The organism is Campylobacter sp. CFSAN093259, from assembly GCF_012889985.1.
GTDB classification, from domain to species: domain Bacteria; phylum Campylobacterota; class Campylobacteria; order Campylobacterales; family Campylobacteraceae; genus Campylobacter_D; species Campylobacter_D jejuni.
Genome location: NZ_CP040617.1, coordinates 1,384,381 through 1,405,474 on the forward strand (window position 1 = coordinate 1,384,381; position 21,094 = coordinate 1,405,474).

The following is a 21,094-nucleotide window of genomic DNA, read 5'->3' on the forward strand; positions in this document are numbered from 1 at the left end:
AGTCTTATTTGTCTAAAAAGAAATTTTTATAAAAATTGCCGTTGAATTGATTAGTTTGTAAAAGATATTTTTTAAAATTACATACTAAAACAGGATTGGGTTTATAAGCATGAGCTTCACGCCAAAAAAATTGAAGTTTTTTTGGATAAGATAAGCCTTCAAAATCATAAAAAGCATTGCCACAAACCTTAGTCGGACAGCCTTCTAAAATAGCACTAAGGCCTACTGTTGAATTTATAGTAATACAACCCAAAGCCTTTCTTAAAAGAACTGGCAAGTGGGTATCATGAACATATAAAACCCTTCCTTCTACATGATATTTTTGACTTAAATCATTTATGAGTTTAGAATAATTCTTATAGCCCCTATCCATGGGATGGTGTTTAAAAACTAGATAAGATTTAGCTCTTGCATGGTTTGCAAAAGAAAGTATGGTTTCCTCTATAAAGTGCTCTATGCTTTTTTTGTAATGATATTTAATTTGCGTATCGCTATAAACTTGTAAAATCGCCAAAAAGTACTTTTTTTCTAAATTATAAATCTTTTCATTTAGTTTTTTTTCTGTAATCTTATAAAGATACTTTCTATACAATGATCTAAACCAAAATAAAAATTCAAAAGGATATAAAGTGCGATGATGAAGTTTGTTGTTAAAAAATGGAGCCAAAATAAAAGCAAACAACCAATACAAAAAAGCATCAAAAGCCATAAATTTAAATCCACCTGGAATTTCTTTTATGCTTTCTTTGGTAAAAATATTTTGAGAAAGATAAAAATTTTTATCACGCGGTAAAGAAGAATTTGCATTCACTCCATCTTTTTCCAAAGTAATACAATAAGGCCTTAAATATCCTTCTTCAAAAATCCATATTTCAATTCCTAATTCTTTAGCCACTTTAATAGCCTTAGTATGTATAATGCGACAGTCATTATACATTAAAATAGCATCGATTTTTTTGCTTTGAAAAAAATCTCTATAGAAATTTTCAAGATCTTTTTCATCGCACTTACACCTCGTTCCACTAGGATAGAAAAAAAAATCTCCACCGTTAAAATTGAGTTTAAAAACTTTGGTTTGTTTTTTTTTCATTTTTATTGCAAGATGATGAAAAAAATTTCCCACAGGCCCTTGCAAGAGTAAAACATTTTTACCGCTAAATTCTTTTTTAATTTTAGTGCTAAATCTCATTTCTTTGCTAAAAATTCATAAAATCTTCTTATTTTTCTAAGCATAAAAGTTTTAAAATCTATTGCCAATTTTATATATTTTTTTGAAAAATAAGCTTTTTGTAAATTTAGCATTATATCTAAACAAACTTCAATTTCACATAAAGTTTTTGTTTTAGGATTTATATATCTTGGATATGCTATCAAAGCACCTGCTACAAGCTCTTCTAGGCTTAGTTTTCTTGTTCTTCTTTCGCATCTATATTTATCTTTTGTTAAACCCCAGCCCGCATAAAAAGGCATACCATAAGTAAAAACTTTTTTAGCTCTTAAAAGAGCATCAAAACCACTTGTAGAAGTAATAGTGTGAATTTCATCAGCAATTTTTATAGCACTATCGATACTGCAATCTTTTACAATCTCATCACAAAATTCCAAGATGAGTGTTTCATCTTTTAAACCTACACGGTTGCCACTTAACACATCAGGATGAGGCTTAAAGATGATATAAGCATCTTGATTTTTAGAACGCACCTCCTTAAGCAAATCAAGAGTAGATAAGCCAAAACCCCCTAAAATCATCGAAGCATCATCTTCAACTTGAGCAGGGATTAAAATAATTTTTTGCCCTGTTTTGACATTGATTTTTAAGTCTTCATGCTTTAAGCCATTATATTTTGAAAAGCGGTTCTCAAGTAAGATTTTTATAATATTTTTTGCCCTATTTAGCATATTTTCATCAAAAATTTCGTTTTGCAAAAGCTCTTCTAATTTACTTGCTTTATTTGGATCTATGTAAAGTCCTTTATCATCAACAATTAAAGAAAAAGGGCGCGTAAGATCAGAACCTAAAGAGATTGAGCGAATAAATCCATCTTCAACTAAAGAAATTTTGGGAGTAAAATGGAGCAAATTCTCATCTTGCGCTTTTTTTATAAGAGTAGTTTTAAGAGCGTTATAATCTATCCTTTTACCCCAAATGAAAAATTTATCATTTTCTTTTAATTGTATATTCTTTAAACAATCTAAGAAATCTAGAAATATGATTTCATTGTTTTTAGCTATAAAAAAAGGTTTTACAAATTTCCTTTTCCATTTTGAAAATCCAAAGAAAAAAAGTCTATTAGAATTTGCCTTTTCTATATCTTTATATTTTGCTAAAGTTTGAATAGTATCAAAAATATTACTTTTTTGATTTAAATAAGGATTAAAATACTCAGCATAAAGTATATAAGCAACATAGAAAACTTCTTCTAAACTTCTTTTTTGCATCCTTCTTTTACACTCTAATTTATCTTTTGTTAGACCCCAACCTGCATAAAAAGGCATACCATAACAAATACATTCACATTCTTGCATCAAAGCTTCAAAACCCATACCAGAAGTTTTGGTATAAACCTTATCAAAAAACTCAAGCAAGGCTACGGGATTAAAATTTTCAGTAATTAAAATACATTCTTTAGGTAAGGAATTTATATCTAAATCACTTTGTTTTTTACCGCTTAAAACATCGGGATGGATTTTTATATAAATTTTAGATTTAGGATTTTCTTTTATGGCATCTTTTATCATATCGACGGTTTTAAAACCTTTAGCAAGCCCAAATTCAAGTGAGGCATCATTGGCCGTTTGGGTGATGATTAAAACCCTTTTTTCATCTTTTTGAAAATAATCATCTGGAATATCAAGATTGTTATTATACTTGCTAATTTTATATTTTTTGATAAGCTCTATAGCTTTTTTAGCTTGCTTGATTTCTTCATCTTTAAATTCATAAGTATTTAAAAGATTTTCAAGCTTTGAAGGTGCTGTTGCATCATAATAAATGCCTATATCATCTTTAACCATAGAAAAACTTGGGCTATTTTCAACCCCTAAGTTTAATGAGCGGATAAATCCATCTTCTAAAAGTATGAATTTAGCCTTATATTTTTTAGCTAAATTTATAGCTTTTAAACCTGATTTTTTGCGTCCCCAGCCAAGGAAAAGATCATCTTTATTTATTTTTGAATTTTTCTTATACAAAGAAATGGTGTAAAAATTTCTAACATTAGCAATAAGTTTTTTTGATATTGAGTAATGCTTCACAATGCCAATTTCTTTATTATAAGTTCAACTTTTTCTTCTAAATTATTTCGACAAGAATTATTGATCACTAAATCAGCCTCTGGTTTATCAAATTCTATATCAACACCAACTACATTATCAATTTCTTTATTTAAAGCCTTAGTATAAAGCCCTTTTTGATCTCTTTGTATTAATTCATGCATATCGCATTCTATATAAATTTCATAATAATTTTTTAATTGCTTTCTATTGTAATCATAAATCTCATTAAACATTGAAATCGTAGTGACAATAACCATCATACCTTGATCGTTTAAAAATTTTGCAAATTTAGCTCTTTTCAAAGCCATATCTATGCGACCTTGTCTATCGTATGCATAATGTCCTAATATTTCTCTTAACTCATCTCCATCTAGATAAATAAGGTTTTTATATTTTAGTTTTAATTTCTCATACAAAGCTTGACCTATAGTTGTTTTTCCACTTCCAGCTAAACCAGTAAGCCAAATAATATAAGGACTATTTATCAATTTGCACCTCTAAATCACTCATAAAATCAATTTCACACCAATTGCCATCAATTTCCACTGCTTTTGCGTTGTTGTATTTTTCAATTAAAGCTTGCAAAAAACTTGTCATGTACATATTTTCAAAATTTTTATTATCATATAAAATATCTCGATCAAGCATTCCATAAAAAGCAATAACTTCGGAAAGAAATTGATAAGAAAATTTAAAAAGTCCTATATATTGAGCTTCTATCTCATCATAGGCATTAGCTTTTTTTCCAAGTTCTATAATATAACCATTTGTCATCTTTAATGTTTCAGCATCTTCTAAAGGATTTGCAAAGCGTTTGCTCCAAAGCTTACGCCAAGACTTATCAACTACTATAGCAAGTTCTTCTTTGGCATTTATAAGCTTTTGCACGCAATCTTGAAAATAAACAATATCCGCATAGGAAATAATCAAATCTTGTTTTTCTTCGATGCATTTTAATATAAAATCTTTAGCGCAAAAAAAAGTATGAACCATATTGGTTTTATCATATTTTGAATTAATAAAAAAATGCTCGATATCATATTTATTAAGATAATTTTTTAGCACTTCGTTTAAATATCCACCCACAACAGCTATTTCATTTATACCTGCTGATTTTAAAGCTTCGATTTCATAATCTATGATTTTTTTATTCTTATACTCAACCATACACTTTGGTTGATCTTTTGTTAAAGGCATCAGCCTTGATCCAAAACCTGCTGCTAAGATAATTGCATTCATATTATTCCTTGATTAAACTAAACCACTCTTTTAAAATTTGAATATTATTAAGTCCATTTTCTCTTTCAATATGCCACATTATACCAAAAATATTTTCATACTTATGTTTAAAAGCTTCTATAGTATTATCTTTTGCTAAGCAAAGTTCTACAAGATCTTCGCCTAATTTTTCAATAGCAAAATTATGAAAAGAATTACTTATAAATTTTTCTTTTGAGAAAAATATTTCATGTTTGCCTATATGATTTTCACAAGGACTTATATGGCTGTTAAAATAATGAGCTATCATCTGAGCCCCTCTGCAAATTCCTAAAAGTGGTATTTTTTCTTCTAAACAAATTTCTATAACTTGCTTTTCATATAAATCTCTCTTTTTGGATAAAACATTAGGACTATAAAAACTTAAATCATTGCCACCGCTTAATATCACAGCTTTTATTAGATGTTTATAATAAGAAAAATCTATTTCATAGCTAAGAGGAAGAGGAGTAAAATTTTTAAATAAATCTTTATTAAATAATTTTCCCCAATCCAAAGCCAAACATTCTCTTTCTTCATGATAACTATCGTTGCAAATAAGCCTTTGAGTAATACCTATAAACAAAATATTTGCTCACTTTCACATTCTATATTTATTTTTTTAGCTTTTAAATATTTTTCAAAATTTTCTTCTCCAACTCCTATAACAGCAGGCATTCCAAGTTCTGAGGCACGAATGGCCATATGCGAATTAGCACCCCCATAACATGTAATAAGTCCTGCTATATTTTTTGTAAATAAATAATCATATCCGGGATCTGCCGCATAAATTAAAACAATCTTTCCTTCTAAATCTTTATCATTTTCCTTTGCCGTAAATGCAGTAATACTCTTTTGTGTAATGAAATTTGGAATAATGCTATGATTATAAAAAGAAAAAATTTCATCGGCATTGCAAAGCAAAGAAGGAAGTTTTATAGCTTGTGTAAGTTCATATTCTTTTTTATTGCGATTAATTTCTTCTACAAACTGCTCTTTTGGATTTATAGAATAAAGACTAGAATAAAGATTTAAAATGCTTTTTATATCAAGATGAGCCAAATCTTCTTTTTCAATGCCATAATATTTGCCTAATTCTTCTATATAAACTATAGCTTTAGAAAGCAATCTAGTGAATTCAAATTTAACGAGCTCTCTACCCTCGATAGCCTGTTTTAAAAAATCAAAAAATTCACAAGCATTAATCTCTAATCCATGCTCTCTAAGTAAAGCATTTAAAGCTTTTGTCTTTTCTTTTGAAAAAACAAAAGCTTTATCTTGTAAATAAACTTTACTATCTTTTTGATCCACATCAAAATAAAGTTCAAAATCTTCATCATATCTTGGAGATAAAATATTATAAGTTCCTGCTCTTAAATGTCCAAAATCTTTCAAAAATTGATCTTTGTTGTGAAAATTAAGATGGTTTGTTTGTTTGCTTAAATTTTTGCTCACTGTATTGAGTGAATTTAAAAAATCATCTTTTTCCTCTTTGGTTATAAAATCAATCTCAACTAAAGAATTTAAAAGTTGCATTGCTACAAATGCAGCCCTAGCCACCCCCGCAAAAGGCAAGGTTCCATAACGCTTGCATTCTTCAATAAGCCAATAAATTTTATCAATTAAAGAAAAATTAGAATTAATAATGCCATCATATCTTTCTTTTAGCTTATAAGCTTTTTGTATATCTTTTAAATAAAGCCCTGATCTAGGATTAATAATCTTATTTGTAAGTTCTAATAATGAAAATTCTAATCTTTTGATTTCATTTTCATTAAAACCATGATTTAAAAGTTCTTCTAATTTTTTAGAACTATTAAAGTCATAACAAGAATAAACAATATTAAATTCAATCTTATCGTGCAATTCATGATTTTTATTAAGCTTATCTAAGTAAAAATTGACAAGTTTTTGTGCGATATTTTCATCTAATTTTTTTGGTATAAAAGAATTAAAAGATAATCTTACATCCACATAAGGAATGCCTAAAAAAGAATGGATTAAAGGATGGGATCTTAGATCTCTATAACCATAATTATCTCTTTGATACGCCCAGATATTATCCGTAATGATTTCTTTATATAAACTAAAAGCTAAACGCTTAGGTCTTAACCCTATGATTTCAGCTGGATTCCAATCAGGCATTACCCCAAAAATGGCTTTATCTCCCAAAACTCTAGATCTTGATTCTTTTAAAGACTCAAAACGTTTATAAAATCTATATAAAGCTTCTTTTGGTAAAGAATGAAATAAATTATTTTTTTCATGCATAACCAAAGGACGCACTTGTAAGCAAAAAAGTTCTTCCTTATCATCTTGAATAGCAAATGCAAATTCAACATCTAAAAAATGACAATCATATAAAACTTCTAATTCTTTTATAAGTTCTATAATTTTTTGAAGTCTAATATCTTTAAATTCTAAATAATTTCTGTAATGATAGTAAGTTTTTGCACTCTTACTGCTTCCATCTGTAATAGAGCTATTTGAACCATTTTCATCATATTGAAGACAAAAATAAGGGGAAAAATTATCTTTATCAACACTAAAACCAACTCCACAAAGAGTAATGTTTTCAAGCATAGGTTGAACTAAAATTTCATCGCTTTTTGATGGCATAGAATTGGCAACTTCATATAAAGCTTTTAATAACTCATCTTTAGAATCAGCTTTAATATTTGCCAAAGAAAGAAAAGCACCTGCATTGGAGTTTTTCATACTATCTTCACTTAAAGAAGAACTTCTTATAATGAGTCTATTAGCCTTTAAGGTTTGAATGTCCTGTAAAACTTTATCTTCATTTGATATTAATTCTTCAAGCGAAGTTAAAACCAAAGGTAGAACTTTTGCTTTTTTTAATTTTGTTTGTAAATTTTTTAAATTTTGTGCTTTGGTTTTAAAATTTAACTCCGCCATGTTTTTCCTTAGTTTTATATTTTTTTAGCACTCCAACAACGAGTGGTATATTTTATGCTAAATTCCTTAGGAAGTCTTTGTGAAATTTTATTACTAATTTTATTAAAAAGTTCACTTCCTTCATCAGTCTCCAAATCCCAGTAAGGATTTTTAACACTTTTCCATGCATTAATATAATTTTCAATGCTTTGATGAAAATAAAAATCCTCTTCAATATAAACAATATTATCAAAAAGATCCTTTCGACTCTCTATAATTGGTCTTTGATCTTCTCTTCTTGTTCCCCTTGTATAATTTGGTACAAATTCTACAATAGTATCTTCAGCTATTTTTTGCACAGGATCGTTTAAATCCCTGTGATTCCACATACAAGAAAAATATCCCTCTGATTTTAATAAGCGATGCGCTTCCTCTAAGGCTTCATTTCTATCCATTACATTAAAACTACTACCAAAAGTCACCCAATCAAATTCACTATTTTGGAGTGTTGAGTTTAAGCCTGTTGCTCTAACCCAGTCAATCTTTTGATCCTTGGTTCTTTCTATCCCGATCTCACGCATCGCATCATTTGGTTCTACAGATACTACCTTACATCCTCTTTCTAAAAGCATAATACTTAAATTTCCAGTTCCTGCACCGATATCAGCGACTTTAATATCTTTTTTTCCAACTAAGCTAATAAGCATATCTATAGTTTTTGGAGCATAATTTGGTCTATAGCTATAAAATTTAGCATGCTTGGTATAATCCCACACTTGTTCTACTAGTTTTTGCATTTTATTTCCTTTTTTTCATCTTTGACAAGCTTGATGAAAAAAAGGAGGTATTTTATGCTTTTCTAGCTGTCCATGCTCTTATTTTATAAGGAATCTCTATACTTTGCATATGAGAAATTTTAGCTTCTATCATCTCTAAAATTTCCTTCCATCTTTTTTCACCTGCTTGTGCTTGTATATCATTTACAGAATGCCAAGCTCCAAGATAACGCTCTTTATCCCAAAACTCTTTATAGTCACACTCCATAAAAAAGCAGTCTATGAAATCTCCTGTTGAAACAAGAATTTCTTCCCATTTTTTAACATTTTGAGTGCCACTGCTTACACGAGCAAGATCTGGAACAATATGTTTAATCTCCTTTTCAATTTCATCAAAAACCGAACCCTCTACAATGTGGCGAGGATTCCAAATCGCAGTAAAATACCCCCCCCCTGTCAATATACGATTAAATTCTGGGAGAGATTTTTTAGGATCTGTCCAATGGAAAGAACTAGCCATGATGACCCAATCAGCTTGATTATTGCTCATGCAGGTTTCTTCGCCACTCCCTTTATGCCAAGAAATATTTGATAAATTTTGTGTAAATTTTTGCCCTTCTTCACGCATATTATCGTTTGGTTCCACAGCACTAATTTGGCATCCAAACATTTCTCCCAACATCTTAGTAAGTTTTCCAGTTCCAGCTCCTACTTCAACAATATTTAAATCTTTTAAATTTTTATTTTTATCATTGATACAAGCTACAAGTTTTTCAAGTAAAAACGGACTATAAGCAGGTCTATTGTGATAATGTTTTGCAACTTTTGTAAAATCCCCTTGTTTCATATTGATTCCTTTCTCTAATTTTAAACACAATTATATCTTTTTTTTATTAATTTACAAATCTTTCTCCTAAATATTACCATTCAACTCCTTGCACATTTGTTCAAATTCTTGATAGTATTTCCAAGAAGCTACTATATCTGGACGATGTTGTTTAATATGAACAAGTTCTTTATCTAATATGTTTTTTAACTTAACTCTTAATTCTTTATTTTCTTTTAAATAGTTTAACACGTCTTTTTCTTTAAATAATTTAGCTTTTTCTAGGTCTATTCTCTCTTCTAAAGCTTCAATAAAATTATTCAAATATCTTTTAGCAACATCAAATAGCTTAGAATCTTGCTTTAAACGCTCAAATTCTTGTGGTTTTAAAAATATTCCCAAATTTTCATATTTCAAAGGTTTATCAAAAAATTCTTTAGTAAAGTTGATATATTCTTTAGATTGTTTATAAATTTCAATTAAATTTGTAGATGTGATTTGAAGATGGATGCTATCATTATCTTTATAAATAACTTTGTTATTATAAATTAAATTTTTTTATCAATAAATAAATTAATAGGTATAAAACCTGCTAAATCTCCATTCATAACTCCTTCAAAAAATTTTTTATCCGTTGGTTTCTTAAAACCAAATTTGTTAGCTAAATCACACATTGTATCGAATGCCTTTGCTGGTTTTATTTCTTCCATGTCAATATAAGTAATATCTCTATTTGAAAATAATAAGCAAAGCGATGTCTGATACATTGTATCTTCATTAATCATCTAGGTAAATATTTCATGCTTGGCTTTTCTGAATAGTAAAAATTTTTTCCAATATCGCCAACATACATTTTATTCTTAAACACATCACTATAATCATTGTTTAAACATATCTCCTTCATACTTTTTGGATTTAGAATAGGATGATTTACTCCGGTTTTTAGTCTTGATATGGGATCTCTTACCAAAAAAAAGAATTGGAATTTTATTAATTAAAGTCAAATATTTACCTATATTATTCATTCCTTGCGTTAAACTGTATTGTCCATATGTTATAATTGAATATAAATTTTCAATCCTAGAAAAATGGTAATAATCTATATATCTATTTTTCATTAAATCCATATGATGATACAAATATCCAATGCCACAAACATTAAAAAATGACATCATTGCAGCATGCCCAGATAATCCACCAGATAAAAACACAAATTCATAATTATCAGGTAAAGGTAGATTCATTTCCCAAGCAAGTTCAGCTGATATGTTTTTATAGTTTATTTTTTCTTTTTCATCATTTAGTTTTTTAGGATCAAATAATGAAGGGTAAGGATGGTTTTCTTTTTTATATTTTTCATTAAAATCATTTGATAATAGCCATTCTTCTATAAGATCAAAATTTTGTATAAAATAATTAAAATTATAGAAAATATTATCAAGTATAGGTTGATAATCTTGATGAATTTTTAATATATTTTGTATTCTTGAAAATTCTTTTAAAAAGAGTTGTTTATTTTTAGAAATTACTTTAACGATATTTGGACTTAATTTCGCAAAATCATTAAAAATTTCTTTAAATATTTTAAATTCTCTATTGGCTTTTTTAATATTTTTAGCTAATTTAAATATACTTCCTTTATGTAAATTTTGAAAAGTTTGTATAAGAACTTCACCAAGCATATAAGATAAATGAAATTTATATTTTAAAGCCTGCTCATAATCGCTGCATGTTTCTAAATTTGGATATTTGAGTTGAGGAAAAACTTGTATGGTTTGTTGATAAATTTTTTGTTCTTTTTTGTGTTGTTTGTTTATTTGATAAAGTTTTTTAAATAATGCTATATACCCCCCCCCATATTTATAATTATTTCTTTGATGACTAAAGTCAATCATAACTTTGCCTAATTTATAAGCTAAATGATTTTTTATTCTTTCTATGGCTGAGTTTGGGTTATGCATAAGGGGCATCCTTGTTTAAAATAAATATCTTATAATTAATTATAACTCATTTATACTAAATATTACCATCCAACTCTTGACACATTTTTTCAAATTCTTGATAGTATTTCCAAGATGCTACTATATCTGGACGATGTTGTTTAATATGAACAAGTTCTTTATCTAATTTGTTCTTGTATTTCATTAAAATATCAGGATTTATTCTCATAAAATTTAAAATTTCGCATTCATTAATTATTTTTTTTCTTTCTTCTTTATAAAACTCCTCTAAATTAAATATGAATTTTTTAAAATAATTTATTACTTTAATATTTATGTCTTGGTTGCAATGTAAATATTTAACATTATTTTTGCTTAAATATATATTAACTCCAATATCTTGCAATAAAAATGGACTATCTATAAAATATTTCGTATAATCCAAATATTCATCTGAAGATAATTTATATTTTGTAACTTCAAATTCTATTCTATTTCCTTCATACTCCATATAAAATGTCTTTGGAAAAAACAAATAATCAACATGATTATCAGACGAATTTAACTTTGAACTAAACAAAACAGAAGACTCTGGCGGATTAAAATGAAGTATTTGAGACAACCGAGTTAAAGTTTTGAAAGAATTTTCAGGCATGATATCAATCATATCTAAATAATATATTTTCTTAATTACATTTTGCAATTCTTTAATTTTAATATTTAGAATATAAAAATTTCCATATTTATCATCTGCATATTCTTTAACGGTATTCAAGGTTGGCTTACCATTCTCATCTGGATATGCGTAAGGGACTTGAATATTAAAAATTTTCTCTATAGGATAATTATCTATATCTATATAATTACAAATTTTATCTTTAGGATGTTTTAAATTTCCATAATGATTTACAATAGGTCTTAAAACTGATATGGGATCTCTCATAACACAAATTGCAGGAATTTTCTTTTGAATCAAATTATAAAACTTAATTCCAAAATTGAAACTATACTTATTTAAACATCCAGCAAGAATAATTGCATTATAAGCCTTTGAGTTCACAAGCATACGATAAGAATCTATATACTGAAATAACGGATCTCCCCAATGTCTATTAACATTAATGTCACATAACCTTAAGTATCTTGTCATAGCAGTTGTTCCAGCACCATGAACCAACAAAAACACAAATTCATAATTATCAGGTAAAGGTAGATTCATTTCCCAAGCAAGTTCAGCTGATATGTTTTTATAGTTTATTTTTTCTTTTTCATCATTTAGTTTTTTAGGATCAAATAATGAAGGGTAAGGATGGTTTTCTTTTTTATATTTTTCATTAAAATCATTTGATAATAGCCATTCTTCTATAAGATCAAAATTTTGTATAAAATAATTAAAATTATAGAAAATATTATCAAGTATAGGTTGATAATCTTGATGAATTTTTAATATATTTTGTATTCTTGAAAATTCTTTTAAAAAGAGTTGTTTATTTTTAGAAATTACTTTAACGATATTTGGACTTAATTTCGCAAAATCATTAAAAATTTCTTTAAATATTTTAAATTCTCTATTGGCTTTTTTAATATTTTTAGCTAATTTAAATATACTTCCTTTATGTAAATTTTGAAAAGTTTGTATAAGAACTTCACCAAGCATATAAGATAAATGAAATTTATATTTTAAAGCCTGCTCATAATCGCTGCATGTTTCTAAATTTGGATATTTGAGTTGAGGAAAAACTTGTATGGTTTGTTGATAAATTTTTTGTTCTTTTTTGTGTTGTTTGTTTATTTGATAAAGTTTTTTAAATAATGCTATATACCCCCCCCCATATTTATAATTATTTCTTTGATGACTAAAGTCAATCATAACTTTGCCTAATTTATAAGCTAAATGATTTTTTATTCTTTCTATGGCTGAGTTTGGGTTATGCATAAGGGGCATCCTTTAAATAAAGTCAAATGGTAAAATGTTAATTTTATATTGAAATTAATCTTTCGTAATCTTCTGGAGTTCCGCAAAATATAATTTCATCTAATGAAATTTTATGATATTTTATATGTAAGCCTTTTTTTATAAGATAATTATACATAGGAGCTATATACAATTCTCCCTTGCTGAAATCATTTTCAGCCTTCATTCTATCAAAAATTTCTTTAAAATCTTTTATTTTTTTAAAATAATAAAGTCCGCTGCTGCAAAGATTTGAAATTCTTTCTTTCTCAGCAGTTTTAATCACATTGTCATTTTCATCAGCTAAAACAAAACTCCATTGTTCTCCATCTGCCTCAAATACCTCTAAATAGCCATCAATTTTACAAAAATCTAGAATAGTAGGTAAAGAAAAATTTGGCCTAAAGGTATCGATGTTAAAAATTAAAACACTCTCATCATCTTTAATATTTGCCCTTTCTAATCCAAGTCTTACTGTATGGGCTTGACCTAAAGTTTCTTGTTCTAATCTTACACTTTCGTAAGATTTTATTCCTAGTTTTTTACATTCTTCTTTTATAAAATTGCTAGTATTCTCAATATCTCTATATATAAAAAGAAATTTAAAGTCTTTAAAATATTTTTTAAAACTATTTACGGCATGAAAAAAAACACTATTTCCTTTTAAATCAAGCATATATTTAGGTTTATCATAGCCAGCCTTTGTAAAACGACTACTAAGTCCTGCCATAGGAAAGATTATAATCATTTACTCTCCTTAAAAAAATTATCATAAAGCATAAAAGTATTTGCCAAAAAAGCCATTTGTTTTTCTTTAAAATCATTATGCAAAGGTAACATAGATAAAAACAAATGCAAAGTCAAAGCTTTAATATTATCATCTATATCAAACACATCTAAAAATTCTTTTTGAATATCCAAAATATTTTTATCTTCTTCTATAAAAAACTCTATATTATCGTTATTAACTTTACACTCAAAAAATCCTGCAATAATAAAATCATAAAGCCCAAAAACAGAATGAACTAATTTTGCAAAATCATATTTTTTATCTCCATAAGGGGTAATTTTTCCATTAAAATCAAACCCTCTTGGATCAAAGGTTTTTATGGCACCAGCTCTAAAATCATACATAATATTTGAAAAACAAAAATCTCCATGTATTAATGAAAATTCATCAATATCGTTCATATAAAAATCAAGCTTATCTACTAAAGTCAAAATACTTGGATAAGATTTTGAATTGATAACAATATTTTTGTGCAAATCAATTCCACTTTGCATGCTAAATTCTTGCAATCTTTTTAAAGTTTTTTCCTTACAATTAAAATTTATATCTTTATCATTGCTTTTAAAAGAATGCAACTTATCTAAAAATTCTTTTAAAGACTTAAATATTCTTTTCCAAACATAACTAGGTAATTTTCCAAAAACATACAATTCTGCTAAAGTATTATTGCAAATATATTCTATTTCATAACTATCCTCATAAGTTATAACTTTAGGGGTATAGATAAATAGTTCTTTGGGCAAATTATCAAACCAATTAATCTCTGCTTTTATTTTTTCTTGCCAAGAAGAAGACTTTTTTATATAGCCATTTGAAATATCTATATTGTTAAAATTTCTTTGTGTGCTTACAGCTTTTTTAGAGTGGAAATAACTTGTTATAAGACCAAAATCAAGCCAAGTATCATTTTTTATAATATCAAAAGCATAAGCTTTAGAATAAGATTTTATACCGTCTACAAAAGAATAACTACTTTCAACTATACATTTTATCAAAAACTGAGGATGAGAAAAACTATAAGCTCCTGCTAAAATCAAATCATCTTCTATTGTTTTTAACGGTGTATGAAATTCATTATCCAAATAAGCCCAATCATAATTTTCCTTAACTTTTGCAACCTGTAAAGAATTTTCTTTGAATGCAAGTTCTTTGAAAAAAGTATCCCCGTGTAAAATATAAAGTTTTTCATCAAAAGCACAACAAACATTTAAACAATAAACCACAGATTCACCTAAAGATAAATTATTTGGCACAAATAAAATTTCAACATTAAGTTCTTTTAATTTTTTCTCATCAAATTTACTTAACTTAAAATCGCTGGGTAAAGATAAAAAAACTTTTTGATTACAATTTTTAAAAAGCTCTATTTGATATTCATACAATCTTTTATTACCAAGCGGTAAAAAAGATGGAGGAATTTTTCCAAATTCTAAAGTAAAATCAGAAGATGAATATTTCGCAGAAGTTATGAGTATCATTTATTACCGCCATCTTTATGAGGATTTTCTTTTTTTAAAAGTTCTTTAATTTGCTCATAATTTAAACTTATAAATTCGGACGGACGAATGGCTTTATCATCAACATAAAATCCTTCATACCCACACCAAGGTTTACCTATGATTATTTCATCATACGGTACATCATGTTTTTTAAGCCAAGAAATAATGATAGGCAAAGTATGAAATTTAATTTTTTCAAGATCGCCATTAAATGTACGCATGTTACGACTTGTGAAAATATTGATTTTAAAGCCTTGTTTTTTATACTCTTTTAAAGTTTGAATTAAATCAAAATTTGGCTTTTTATCAATATAATCAACATTCTCTTCATCAATTGTTAAAGTTCCATCCAAATCAATAAGTAGAGTTTTCATGATTTTACACTTAGTTTTTTATAATTTCATATTTATTTTCTATACAAAAAGAACAATATTAACATATTTTATATAATATATGGAAAAATCTAAAAGAATTTTATAAAAAAGGAAAATTATGCACTGTCCATTATGTCAAAACAAAAACAATCAAAAAGAACTTTTTAAGACTTTAAATGCTTTTACTTCAACTGTAAAGTTTGATACTAAACAATTTATTAACAACCTTGATGATAGCAATAGTAGCTGCGGGGGGGGGGTATTGTAAAGGTAACAATATTATAACTCTAGTGCAATGTCAAAATTGTGGCTATGTATTTAATTCTACATTTGACTTAAATAAAATCTCACAAGAATATCAAAACAAAACCTACCTTTCTAGAAAAATAGTATCAAAAGCTATGAATAATACGACAAAATTAATCAAAGAAAATTTGTTAAAATATATCGACAAAAACAGTACTTGCTTAGAAATCGCTCCAGGAAGCGGAGATATGGTAAATGCTCTCATACATGATATAAAATTTATGTACACCATTGACCCATCTTTAATTTCTTTAGAAATGGAAAATATAAATAATCTTAAACATATACAAGGGTTTTTTAATTTTAATACATTAAAAACAACATTAAAAGATAAAATTGATTTAATAATTTTTAGACATTTATTAGAACATATTAATACTCCATTTCATTTCTTAAGCGATGTTGCAAAACTACTGAAAAATGATGGATTAGTATATATAGAAATTCCAAATTTTTCAAAATCGGTTCAATACTCTAGGTTTTATGATATTTATAATGATCATTGTGGATACTACTCAAAAAACACAATTATTAATGTGATGTTAAAACTTAATTTTACTTTACTAGAAGATATAATTTTACATAATGGCGATATATTAGGCTTAATTTTTAAAAAAGAGTTATCTAAACCACAAAATACCATATATCCAATAGAATTATTTGATAATACTGCCGAGAAATTTAGTTTAAACATTCAAAAATTAAATAATTTATTAAATAACCATAACTCTATAGGAATCTATGGAGCTGGTTCTCAAGGTTGCTCTTTGCCTTGCTATATCAATCAAGCAAATTGTATTAAAATTAAAAAATGTTTTGATCTTGATGCAAGAAAACATGGGATGTATTTGCAAAATTCTTCAATTATCATTCAAGAACCAAATATAGAAAATTTTAAAGACCTTAAAGCCATTATCATAGCAGCGCCTTTATATGAAGAAGAAATTATAAAATCTTTGAGAAAAAAAGGATATAAAGGAGATATTATTACCATGGAAAAAGAAATTTTTATTATAAAATAAAAAATACTCGAACTAAAAAGAACGCCTAATCCAATTTCCTCTTCAATCTAGGCACATCTTTGAATATAAATTTGATATACCCACCTTTATACCAATTTTTGCTTGCTTTAATAAAAGCTTCACCTAATTTATATGAAAAATAATTCTTAATTTTTAATGCCTCTTCATAATCAGAACAATCTTCCAAAGGAGGTAAAACTAACTCTGGATTTATTTTTCTTCTTTGAATATAATCAAGCTGTTCTTTTTGATGCTTGTATCGTATATAGAATAAGACAAAAGGCATTTTTATATATCCCCATATACTTTTTGAATTATCTATTATGGCTTGACCTAATTTATATGCTAAGTGATTTTGTATTTTTGTTTTTGCTAAATTACTGTGATTTTTAGAAATTATTTTATATTTCTTAGCAATTAAATCAAAAAAATCAATAATTTTACCAATCTGAACTTCATTAAATATCTTATTTTTTTTAATATGCCAAATATCTTTATTTAGTTCATTCTTTACATCTGGAAAACTTATATTATCAAATAAAAAATTATTAAGATATGAAAATTTTATATTCATTTTCACTACTCTTAGTTTTAAAAAATCTACCCATTGGCTTAAAAAATAATGCGATAAAAATCCATTTCCTGGACTCATACAAGTTTGCGGAAAATTTTTAAGAAATGTATTAAAATAAGGATTTTCTTTATTTTCTTTAGCATATGCCCAAGTTTTCATATAAATTTCCATTGCATTTCTTCTACCTATTTGCAAACTTCCATCTAGACCACAAAAATACCTTGCATCATAGATATCATTTAACTCTAATAAATGCAAGTCTTCAATTTTTATATCATTCTTTTCTATAACATAATCAGGTCTAACACGTATAATAAAATCATATTTAAAATTATTTTGCTTTTCATATTCTTCCATACTTTTATAAACTTGGTAGATTCCATAATATATTTTAGAATCATTTTTTAATTCCCCTAAACGATTAACAACTTTAGAATATGATTCTAAAGTCACTTTTTTTATTTTATTATTTAAAATCAATATATCTTTAATAGAAATTGTTTTATTCAATTCTTTTGAAATTACATTAAAAACATTCGGAAATTTCTTAGAAAAATCGATATTAGACATTATGAGTTCAGGAGGACATCTATGAAGCATAGGATGAAAAAATCTTCTAATCCATCCTATACCATTTCCACCAGAACCTGGCCATAGATTTTCCATATTCCAAGAGTATATAAAAACATCAATATTGCCAAGATGAGAGAAAGAATCAATTAACGCTTTAATACTATCACGCCAACCAGGTCTTAACTGCCCATTTAGACATAAAGCTATCCTACTTCCTGAATAAGATTTTTTTTGATAAAAATATTCTCCTGCAATAACTCTTAATTTATCATAATACAATCTTCCACCTAAAGTATTTAAAAAATTACTGTATATAATTTCTAGCATAATAAAATAAATTCCATCTCTAAAAAAAATATTACTTGAATTGATGTAAAAAAAATCTATTGAATTTTTTAAAAAAAAAGACTGTAAGATTAAATCTTGAGAATTTCTTACTTCATTTAAAATTTTTAAAAATAGTTGGCAATCTTCATAATTTATAATATCTAAACGAGAAGATAAAAATCCTATATATGAAGTCTTATATTTACCAGATAAGAAATTCTCATTTATAGACTTTTGCTTTAAACATAAAGACATAAAATCATATAAGTCTTTAGAATCAATACCTAAAAATAATGATAATTTATTAATATAATCAAAATTTTGTAATAAAAAATCATATTTCCCTAATTTATATACTAAAAGTAAATATTCATCAGATAAATTTTCTTTATTTAAAAATTTGTCAATAAATTCATAACTCCAATTATCTATAGCTTTTTTAACTAAACTGTCCACATTATTTATATTTAACATTTTATAATCTCTACATTACTATTAATGTTTCTTATAATATCCTTTTCTATCTCATCATTATAAATACCAGCATTTAAAATAACTAAACAATTATCATTATGTTTTAAATTTTTTGGACATTCAACCATAAAGCTAGTACCATATAGTCTTTTTCCTTGTTTATTTAAGTCATTGTCTAAAATATTCACAATTTTATTGGTTTTTAACCCTTTAAAAACTAGGTACTGGGAGAATAAATGCGCCCCAAAAAGATAGACTTTTTTAGTAGTATTTTCTAGAACTTTATTTAACTCAACAATTTTTTCTCGATAATATTCTTTCATATCCAAAAATAATTTTTTATTTTCTTCGTACTGATTTTTCAAAGTTGCTTTCTCATTATTAATACTTTCATCTTTACAAATACAATAAAAAATACTATGTTCCTTAAAATATTTTTTATCAAGAATTTTAAATTTGTATTTATGCAACAAAAATTCTAAAACACATTCACTTAGAAGTATAGTATGCTCAAAATTAAAACAATTGGGAAATTTATTTCTAAGCCATTTTTGCATATTTGGTAAAGAAAATATCATTTTATCACCATTTGCTAAAATAAAAGAAATTTCTTCTAAAAATTTACATGGATCATAAATATGTTCAAAGGTATGACTATGAACAATAGTATCAAATTTTTTATTATTAAAAATTTCCTTACAAAAAAATCCATCTATATAGTCAACATTTTCATATTTATTTTTAGAATTTGGTTCAACTATAGTCCAATTTAAATCCAATAAATTTAAGCAATTCTGTGAAAGCTTTCCATGTCCTCCGCCTATTTCTAAAATACTTTTAGGATTATTTTCTACAATAAAATCTGCGAATTTTTTATGATGTTCTTCCCAAAGTTCTCCAATCGTTCCAGAATTATGTCCATTTTTATACAATAATTCTAGTGGAATAAGATTTTTAAGTTGAATTACGCCATATTTTGAAATAGCCCATTCTTGTTCACAAATCAAATCATCTTTCAAATCAGTTTCAACACAGCCGCAAAATAAAGGAAATGTATCTTTAGATAAAAACTCTAATTCTGTATTGCTAATAACACATTTTTTTCGCGAAATATATTTTATACTATTCATATAATGCACCTTCTATGCATTTTTTACAAATAGGATTCTTGGCATAATCGCATTTTTTATGCAATTCTCTTAATTGTTTTATTTTAGCATGACTCCAAAAATATTTTAAGATATTCCCATCTTCTATCTGATTTTCTCTTAAAAAATCATAAATATTCCCCAATGGCATCTCTTCACCATAAAAATTACAACAAGGGAGAACTTTCCCTTCTGCTGTAAATACTAATAATTTATATGGCTGAGAACATTGAAATTTCTTTTTTCTTTCAGTTGTCCTACTAAATAATTCTTGTGTACTTTTTGGCGGCTTAACCATTTCTTGAACACCTATCATATCTACTTTATTTTTCCAAAAATCAATAAAATTATCTAATTCATGTTCATTAATTTCTGTACGAACAAAGTTTACCCTTACTAGAGGAGTTAAACTTTTCATCTCTTTTTTTAACTCCACTAAAGTTAAAATATTAGAAAGAACTTGATTATAATTTCCACCAGGTCTAATTTTTTTGTAAAGTTTTTCAGAGTTTGCATCAATAGAAATTTGAATTCTATCTAGACCCACTGCTATAAGAGACTTTATTCTTTCCTTGTTAAGAAGCATACCATTTGTTGAAAAATAAATATCTTGAACACCTTTGTTTTTTGCATAAAAAATAAAATCCTCCAAATCATCTCTTAAAAGTGGCTCGTTTAAATAGTTTAATCTTACAGCCTCTAGCCCATATTTTACTCCTTCGTCAATAATTTTACAAAATAATTCAAACGGAAATTTATATTGCTTTTTTTCACTATTTAACTCGACAGATAATGGACACATTGGACATCTAAGATTACAAGTAGCATTAAGTTCAAAATCAATCTGAATAGGAAAATTTTGAATTATCTCTAATCTGGAAAGTTTCTCATATCTTTCTCTATAATCGTTCCATTTCCTTTCATTTTTAATTTTACAAAGATCATTTATTTTTTCACTCCCAACAATTCCTGTAAATGAAGTTATATTTCTTTTCAATTCGCTAGTCATAATTATCTCCCTTTGTTAAGATATCATCTTAATTTATAAACATTTTAACAAATTTTACATTAAAAAATCTATTA

General features: G+C 26.5%; 19 protein-coding genes and 1 pseudogene. 2 read left to right on the forward strand and 18 right to left on the reverse strand.

Annotated features, from left to right (window positions below; genetic code table 11):
• Window positions 1–4: 4 nt before the first annotated feature.
• The 15 genes and pseudogenes from kpsS to FBF20_RS07245 all read right to left on the reverse strand — a co-directional run bounded on the left by kpsS (window position 5) and on the right by FBF20_RS07245 (window position 15,587).
• Complete coding sequence (gene kpsS / locus FBF20_RS07185; protein WP_002890768.1) at window positions 5–1,189, reverse strand: capsule polysaccharide modification protein KpsS; 1,185 nt, start codon at window positions 1,187–1,189, stop codon at window positions 5–7.
• Window positions 1,186–3,255, reverse strand: a complete 2,070-nt coding sequence (locus FBF20_RS07190; protein WP_002903881.1) for a capsular polysaccharide biosynthesis protein — start codon at window positions 3,253–3,255, stop codon at window positions 1,186–1,188. The genes kpsS and FBF20_RS07190 overlap by 4 nt, the downstream gene beginning before the upstream one ends.
• Window positions 3,252–3,764 (reverse strand): cytidine diphosphoramidate kinase, encoded by a 513-nt coding sequence (locus tag FBF20_RS07195; RefSeq protein WP_002818256.1) that lies wholly within the window; start codon window positions 3,762–3,764, stop codon window positions 3,252–3,254. The genes FBF20_RS07190 and FBF20_RS07195 overlap by 4 nt, the downstream gene beginning before the upstream one ends.
• On the reverse strand, window positions 3,754–4,515 hold the full coding sequence (locus tag FBF20_RS07200) for a CTP:phosphoglutamine cytidylyltransferase (RefSeq protein WP_002875234.1): 762 nt from the start codon (window positions 4,513–4,515) through the stop codon (window positions 3,754–3,756). The genes FBF20_RS07195 and FBF20_RS07200 overlap by 11 nt, the downstream gene beginning before the upstream one ends.
• A 1-nt stretch (window position 4,516) precedes the next feature.
• Window positions 4,517–5,119 carry a gamma-glutamyl-CDP-amidate hydrolase gene (locus FBF20_RS07205; protein ID WP_002872737.1) on the reverse strand — a complete coding sequence of 201 codons (603 nt, stop codon included), beginning with the start codon at window positions 5,117–5,119 and terminating at the stop codon, window positions 4,517–4,519.
• Window positions 5,110–7,449, reverse strand: coding sequence for a PEP-utilizing enzyme (locus FBF20_RS07210; RefSeq protein ID WP_052791404.1), 2,340 nt, complete (start codon window positions 7,447–7,449; stop codon window positions 5,110–5,112). The genes FBF20_RS07205 and FBF20_RS07210 overlap by 10 nt, the downstream gene beginning before the upstream one ends.
• A 14-nt stretch (window positions 7,450–7,463) precedes the next feature.
• The gene (locus tag FBF20_RS07215) at window positions 7,464–8,225 is read right to left on the reverse strand and encodes a class I SAM-dependent methyltransferase (protein ID WP_002859690.1); all 762 of its coding nucleotides are present in this window, start codon (window positions 8,223–8,225) and stop codon (window positions 7,464–7,466) included.
• A 52-nt stretch (window positions 8,226–8,277) separates the two neighbouring features.
• Window positions 8,278–9,051, reverse strand: coding sequence for a class I SAM-dependent methyltransferase (locus FBF20_RS07220; RefSeq protein WP_002857879.1), 774 nt, complete (start codon window positions 9,049–9,051; stop codon window positions 8,278–8,280).
• Window positions 9,052–9,117: 66 nt separating this feature from the next.
• Window positions 9,118–9,579: a DUF2972 domain-containing protein gene (locus FBF20_RS09000; protein WP_314725330.1), complete on the reverse strand. Its 462-nt coding sequence runs from the start codon at window positions 9,577–9,579 to the stop codon at window positions 9,118–9,120.
• A complete protein-coding gene (locus FBF20_RS09090; protein ID WP_002917703.1) occupies window positions 9,579–9,815 on the reverse strand; it encodes a DUF2972 domain-containing protein in 237 nt (78 codons plus the stop codon). Before FBF20_RS09090 ends, FBF20_RS09000 begins: the two co-directional genes overlap by 1 nt.
• Window positions 9,816–10,238: 423 nt before the next feature.
• A pseudogene (locus FBF20_RS09005) lies at window positions 10,239–10,991 on the reverse strand (capsular biosynthesis protein); the annotation flags it as partial.
• Window positions 10,992–11,046: 55 nt separating this feature from the next.
• The gene (locus FBF20_RS07230; protein WP_168952610.1) at window positions 11,047–12,906 is read right to left on the reverse strand and encodes a DUF2972 domain-containing protein; all 1,860 of its coding nucleotides are present in this window, start codon (window positions 12,904–12,906) and stop codon (window positions 11,047–11,049) included.
• A gap of 43 nt (window positions 12,907–12,949) precedes the next feature.
• The gene (locus FBF20_RS07235) at window positions 12,950–13,672 is read right to left on the reverse strand and encodes a glycosyltransferase family 2 protein (RefSeq protein WP_002917465.1); all 723 of its coding nucleotides are present in this window, start codon (window positions 13,670–13,672) and stop codon (window positions 12,950–12,952) included.
• Window positions 13,669–15,192, reverse strand: a complete 1,524-nt coding sequence (locus FBF20_RS07240; protein ID WP_002917464.1) for a capsular polysaccharide biosynthesis protein — start codon at window positions 15,190–15,192, stop codon at window positions 13,669–13,671. The genes FBF20_RS07235 and FBF20_RS07240 overlap by 4 nt, the downstream gene beginning before the upstream one ends.
• Window positions 15,189–15,587: an HAD-IIIC family phosphatase gene (locus FBF20_RS07245; RefSeq protein ID WP_002917463.1), complete on the reverse strand. Its 399-nt coding sequence runs from the start codon at window positions 15,585–15,587 to the stop codon at window positions 15,189–15,191. Before FBF20_RS07245 ends, FBF20_RS07240 begins: the two co-directional genes overlap by 4 nt.
• Window positions 15,588–15,705: 118 nt before the next feature.
• Between FBF20_RS07245 and FBF20_RS07250 the strand changes: the two genes are divergently transcribed.
• Window positions 15,706–15,855, forward strand: a complete 150-nt coding sequence (locus FBF20_RS07250) for a sugar transferase (protein ID WP_079460345.1) — start codon at window positions 15,706–15,708, stop codon at window positions 15,853–15,855.
• A complete protein-coding gene (locus FBF20_RS07255) occupies window positions 15,818–16,915 on the forward strand; it encodes a class I SAM-dependent methyltransferase (RefSeq protein WP_224168543.1) in 1,098 nt (365 codons plus the stop codon). The genes FBF20_RS07250 and FBF20_RS07255 overlap by 38 nt, the downstream gene beginning before the upstream one ends.
• 25 nt (window positions 16,916–16,940) lie before the next feature.
• On the opposite strand, the gene FBF20_RS07260 is transcribed toward FBF20_RS07255, so the two are convergent.
• From FBF20_RS07260 to FBF20_RS07270, 3 genes are read right to left on the reverse strand one after another with little or no spacing between them, the layout of a single operon-like run.
• The gene (locus tag FBF20_RS07260; protein WP_052791390.1) at window positions 16,941–18,863 is read right to left on the reverse strand and encodes a hypothetical protein; all 1,923 of its coding nucleotides are present in this window, start codon (window positions 18,861–18,863) and stop codon (window positions 16,941–16,943) included.
• Entirely contained in the window at window positions 18,857–19,993 is a 1,137-nt protein-coding gene (locus tag FBF20_RS07265) for a methyltransferase domain-containing protein (protein WP_002891092.1), read from the reverse strand. Before FBF20_RS07265 ends, FBF20_RS07260 begins: the two co-directional genes overlap by 7 nt.
• On the reverse strand, window positions 19,986–21,020 hold the full coding sequence (locus FBF20_RS07270) for a radical SAM protein (RefSeq protein WP_002891091.1): 1,035 nt from the start codon (window positions 21,018–21,020) through the stop codon (window positions 19,986–19,988). The genes FBF20_RS07265 and FBF20_RS07270 overlap by 8 nt, the downstream gene beginning before the upstream one ends.
• Window positions 21,021–21,094 lie beyond the last annotated feature (74 nt).

Coding starts and splice junctions, on each gene's coding strand:
- kpsS (WP_002890768.1), bottom strand. CDS start 1,189: ATGAGATTTAGCACTAAAATTAAAAAAGAATTTAGCGGTAAAAATGTT.
- FBF20_RS07270 (WP_002891091.1), bottom strand. CDS start 21,020: ATGACTAGCGAATTGAAAAGAAATATAACTTCATTTACAGGAATTGTT.
- FBF20_RS07255 (WP_224168543.1), top strand. CDS start 15,818: ATGATAGCAATAGTAGCTGCGGGGGGGGGGTATTGTAAAGGTAACAAT.
- FBF20_RS07245 (WP_002917463.1), bottom strand. CDS start 15,587: ATGAAAACTCTACTTATTGATTTGGATGGAACTTTAACAATTGATGAA.
- FBF20_RS07265 (WP_002891092.1), bottom strand. CDS start 19,993: ATGAATAGTATAAAATATATTTCGCGAAAAAAATGTGTTATTAGCAAT.
- FBF20_RS07200 (WP_002875234.1), bottom strand. CDS start 4,515: ATGAATGCAATTATCTTAGCAGCAGGTTTTGGATCAAGGCTGATGCCT.
- FBF20_RS09090 (WP_002917703.1), bottom strand. CDS start 9,815: ATGATTAATGAAGATACAATGTATCAGACATCGCTTTGCTTATTATTT.
- FBF20_RS07215 (WP_002859690.1), bottom strand. CDS start 8,225: ATGCAAAAACTAGTAGAACAAGTGTGGGATTATACCAAGCATGCTAAA.
- FBF20_RS07235 (WP_002917465.1), bottom strand. CDS start 13,672: ATGATTATAATCTTTCCTATGGCAGGACTTAGTAGTCGTTTTACAAAG.
- FBF20_RS07250 (WP_079460345.1), top strand. CDS start 15,706: ATGCACTGTCCATTATGTCAAAACAAAAACAATCAAAAAGAACTTTTT.
- FBF20_RS07220 (WP_002857879.1), bottom strand. CDS start 9,051: ATGAAACAAGGGGATTTTACAAAAGTTGCAAAACATTATCACAATAGA.
- FBF20_RS07260 (WP_052791390.1), bottom strand. CDS start 18,863: ATGTTAAATATAAATAATGTGGACAGTTTAGTTAAAAAAGCTATAGAT.
- FBF20_RS07210 (WP_052791404.1), bottom strand. CDS start 7,449: ATGGCGGAGTTAAATTTTAAAACCAAAGCACAAAATTTAAAAAATTTA.
- FBF20_RS07230 (WP_168952610.1), bottom strand. CDS start 12,906: ATGCATAACCCAAACTCAGCCATAGAAAGAATAAAAAATCATTTAGCT.
- FBF20_RS07240 (WP_002917464.1), bottom strand. CDS start 15,192: ATGATACTCATAACTTCTGCGAAATATTCATCTTCTGATTTTACTTTA.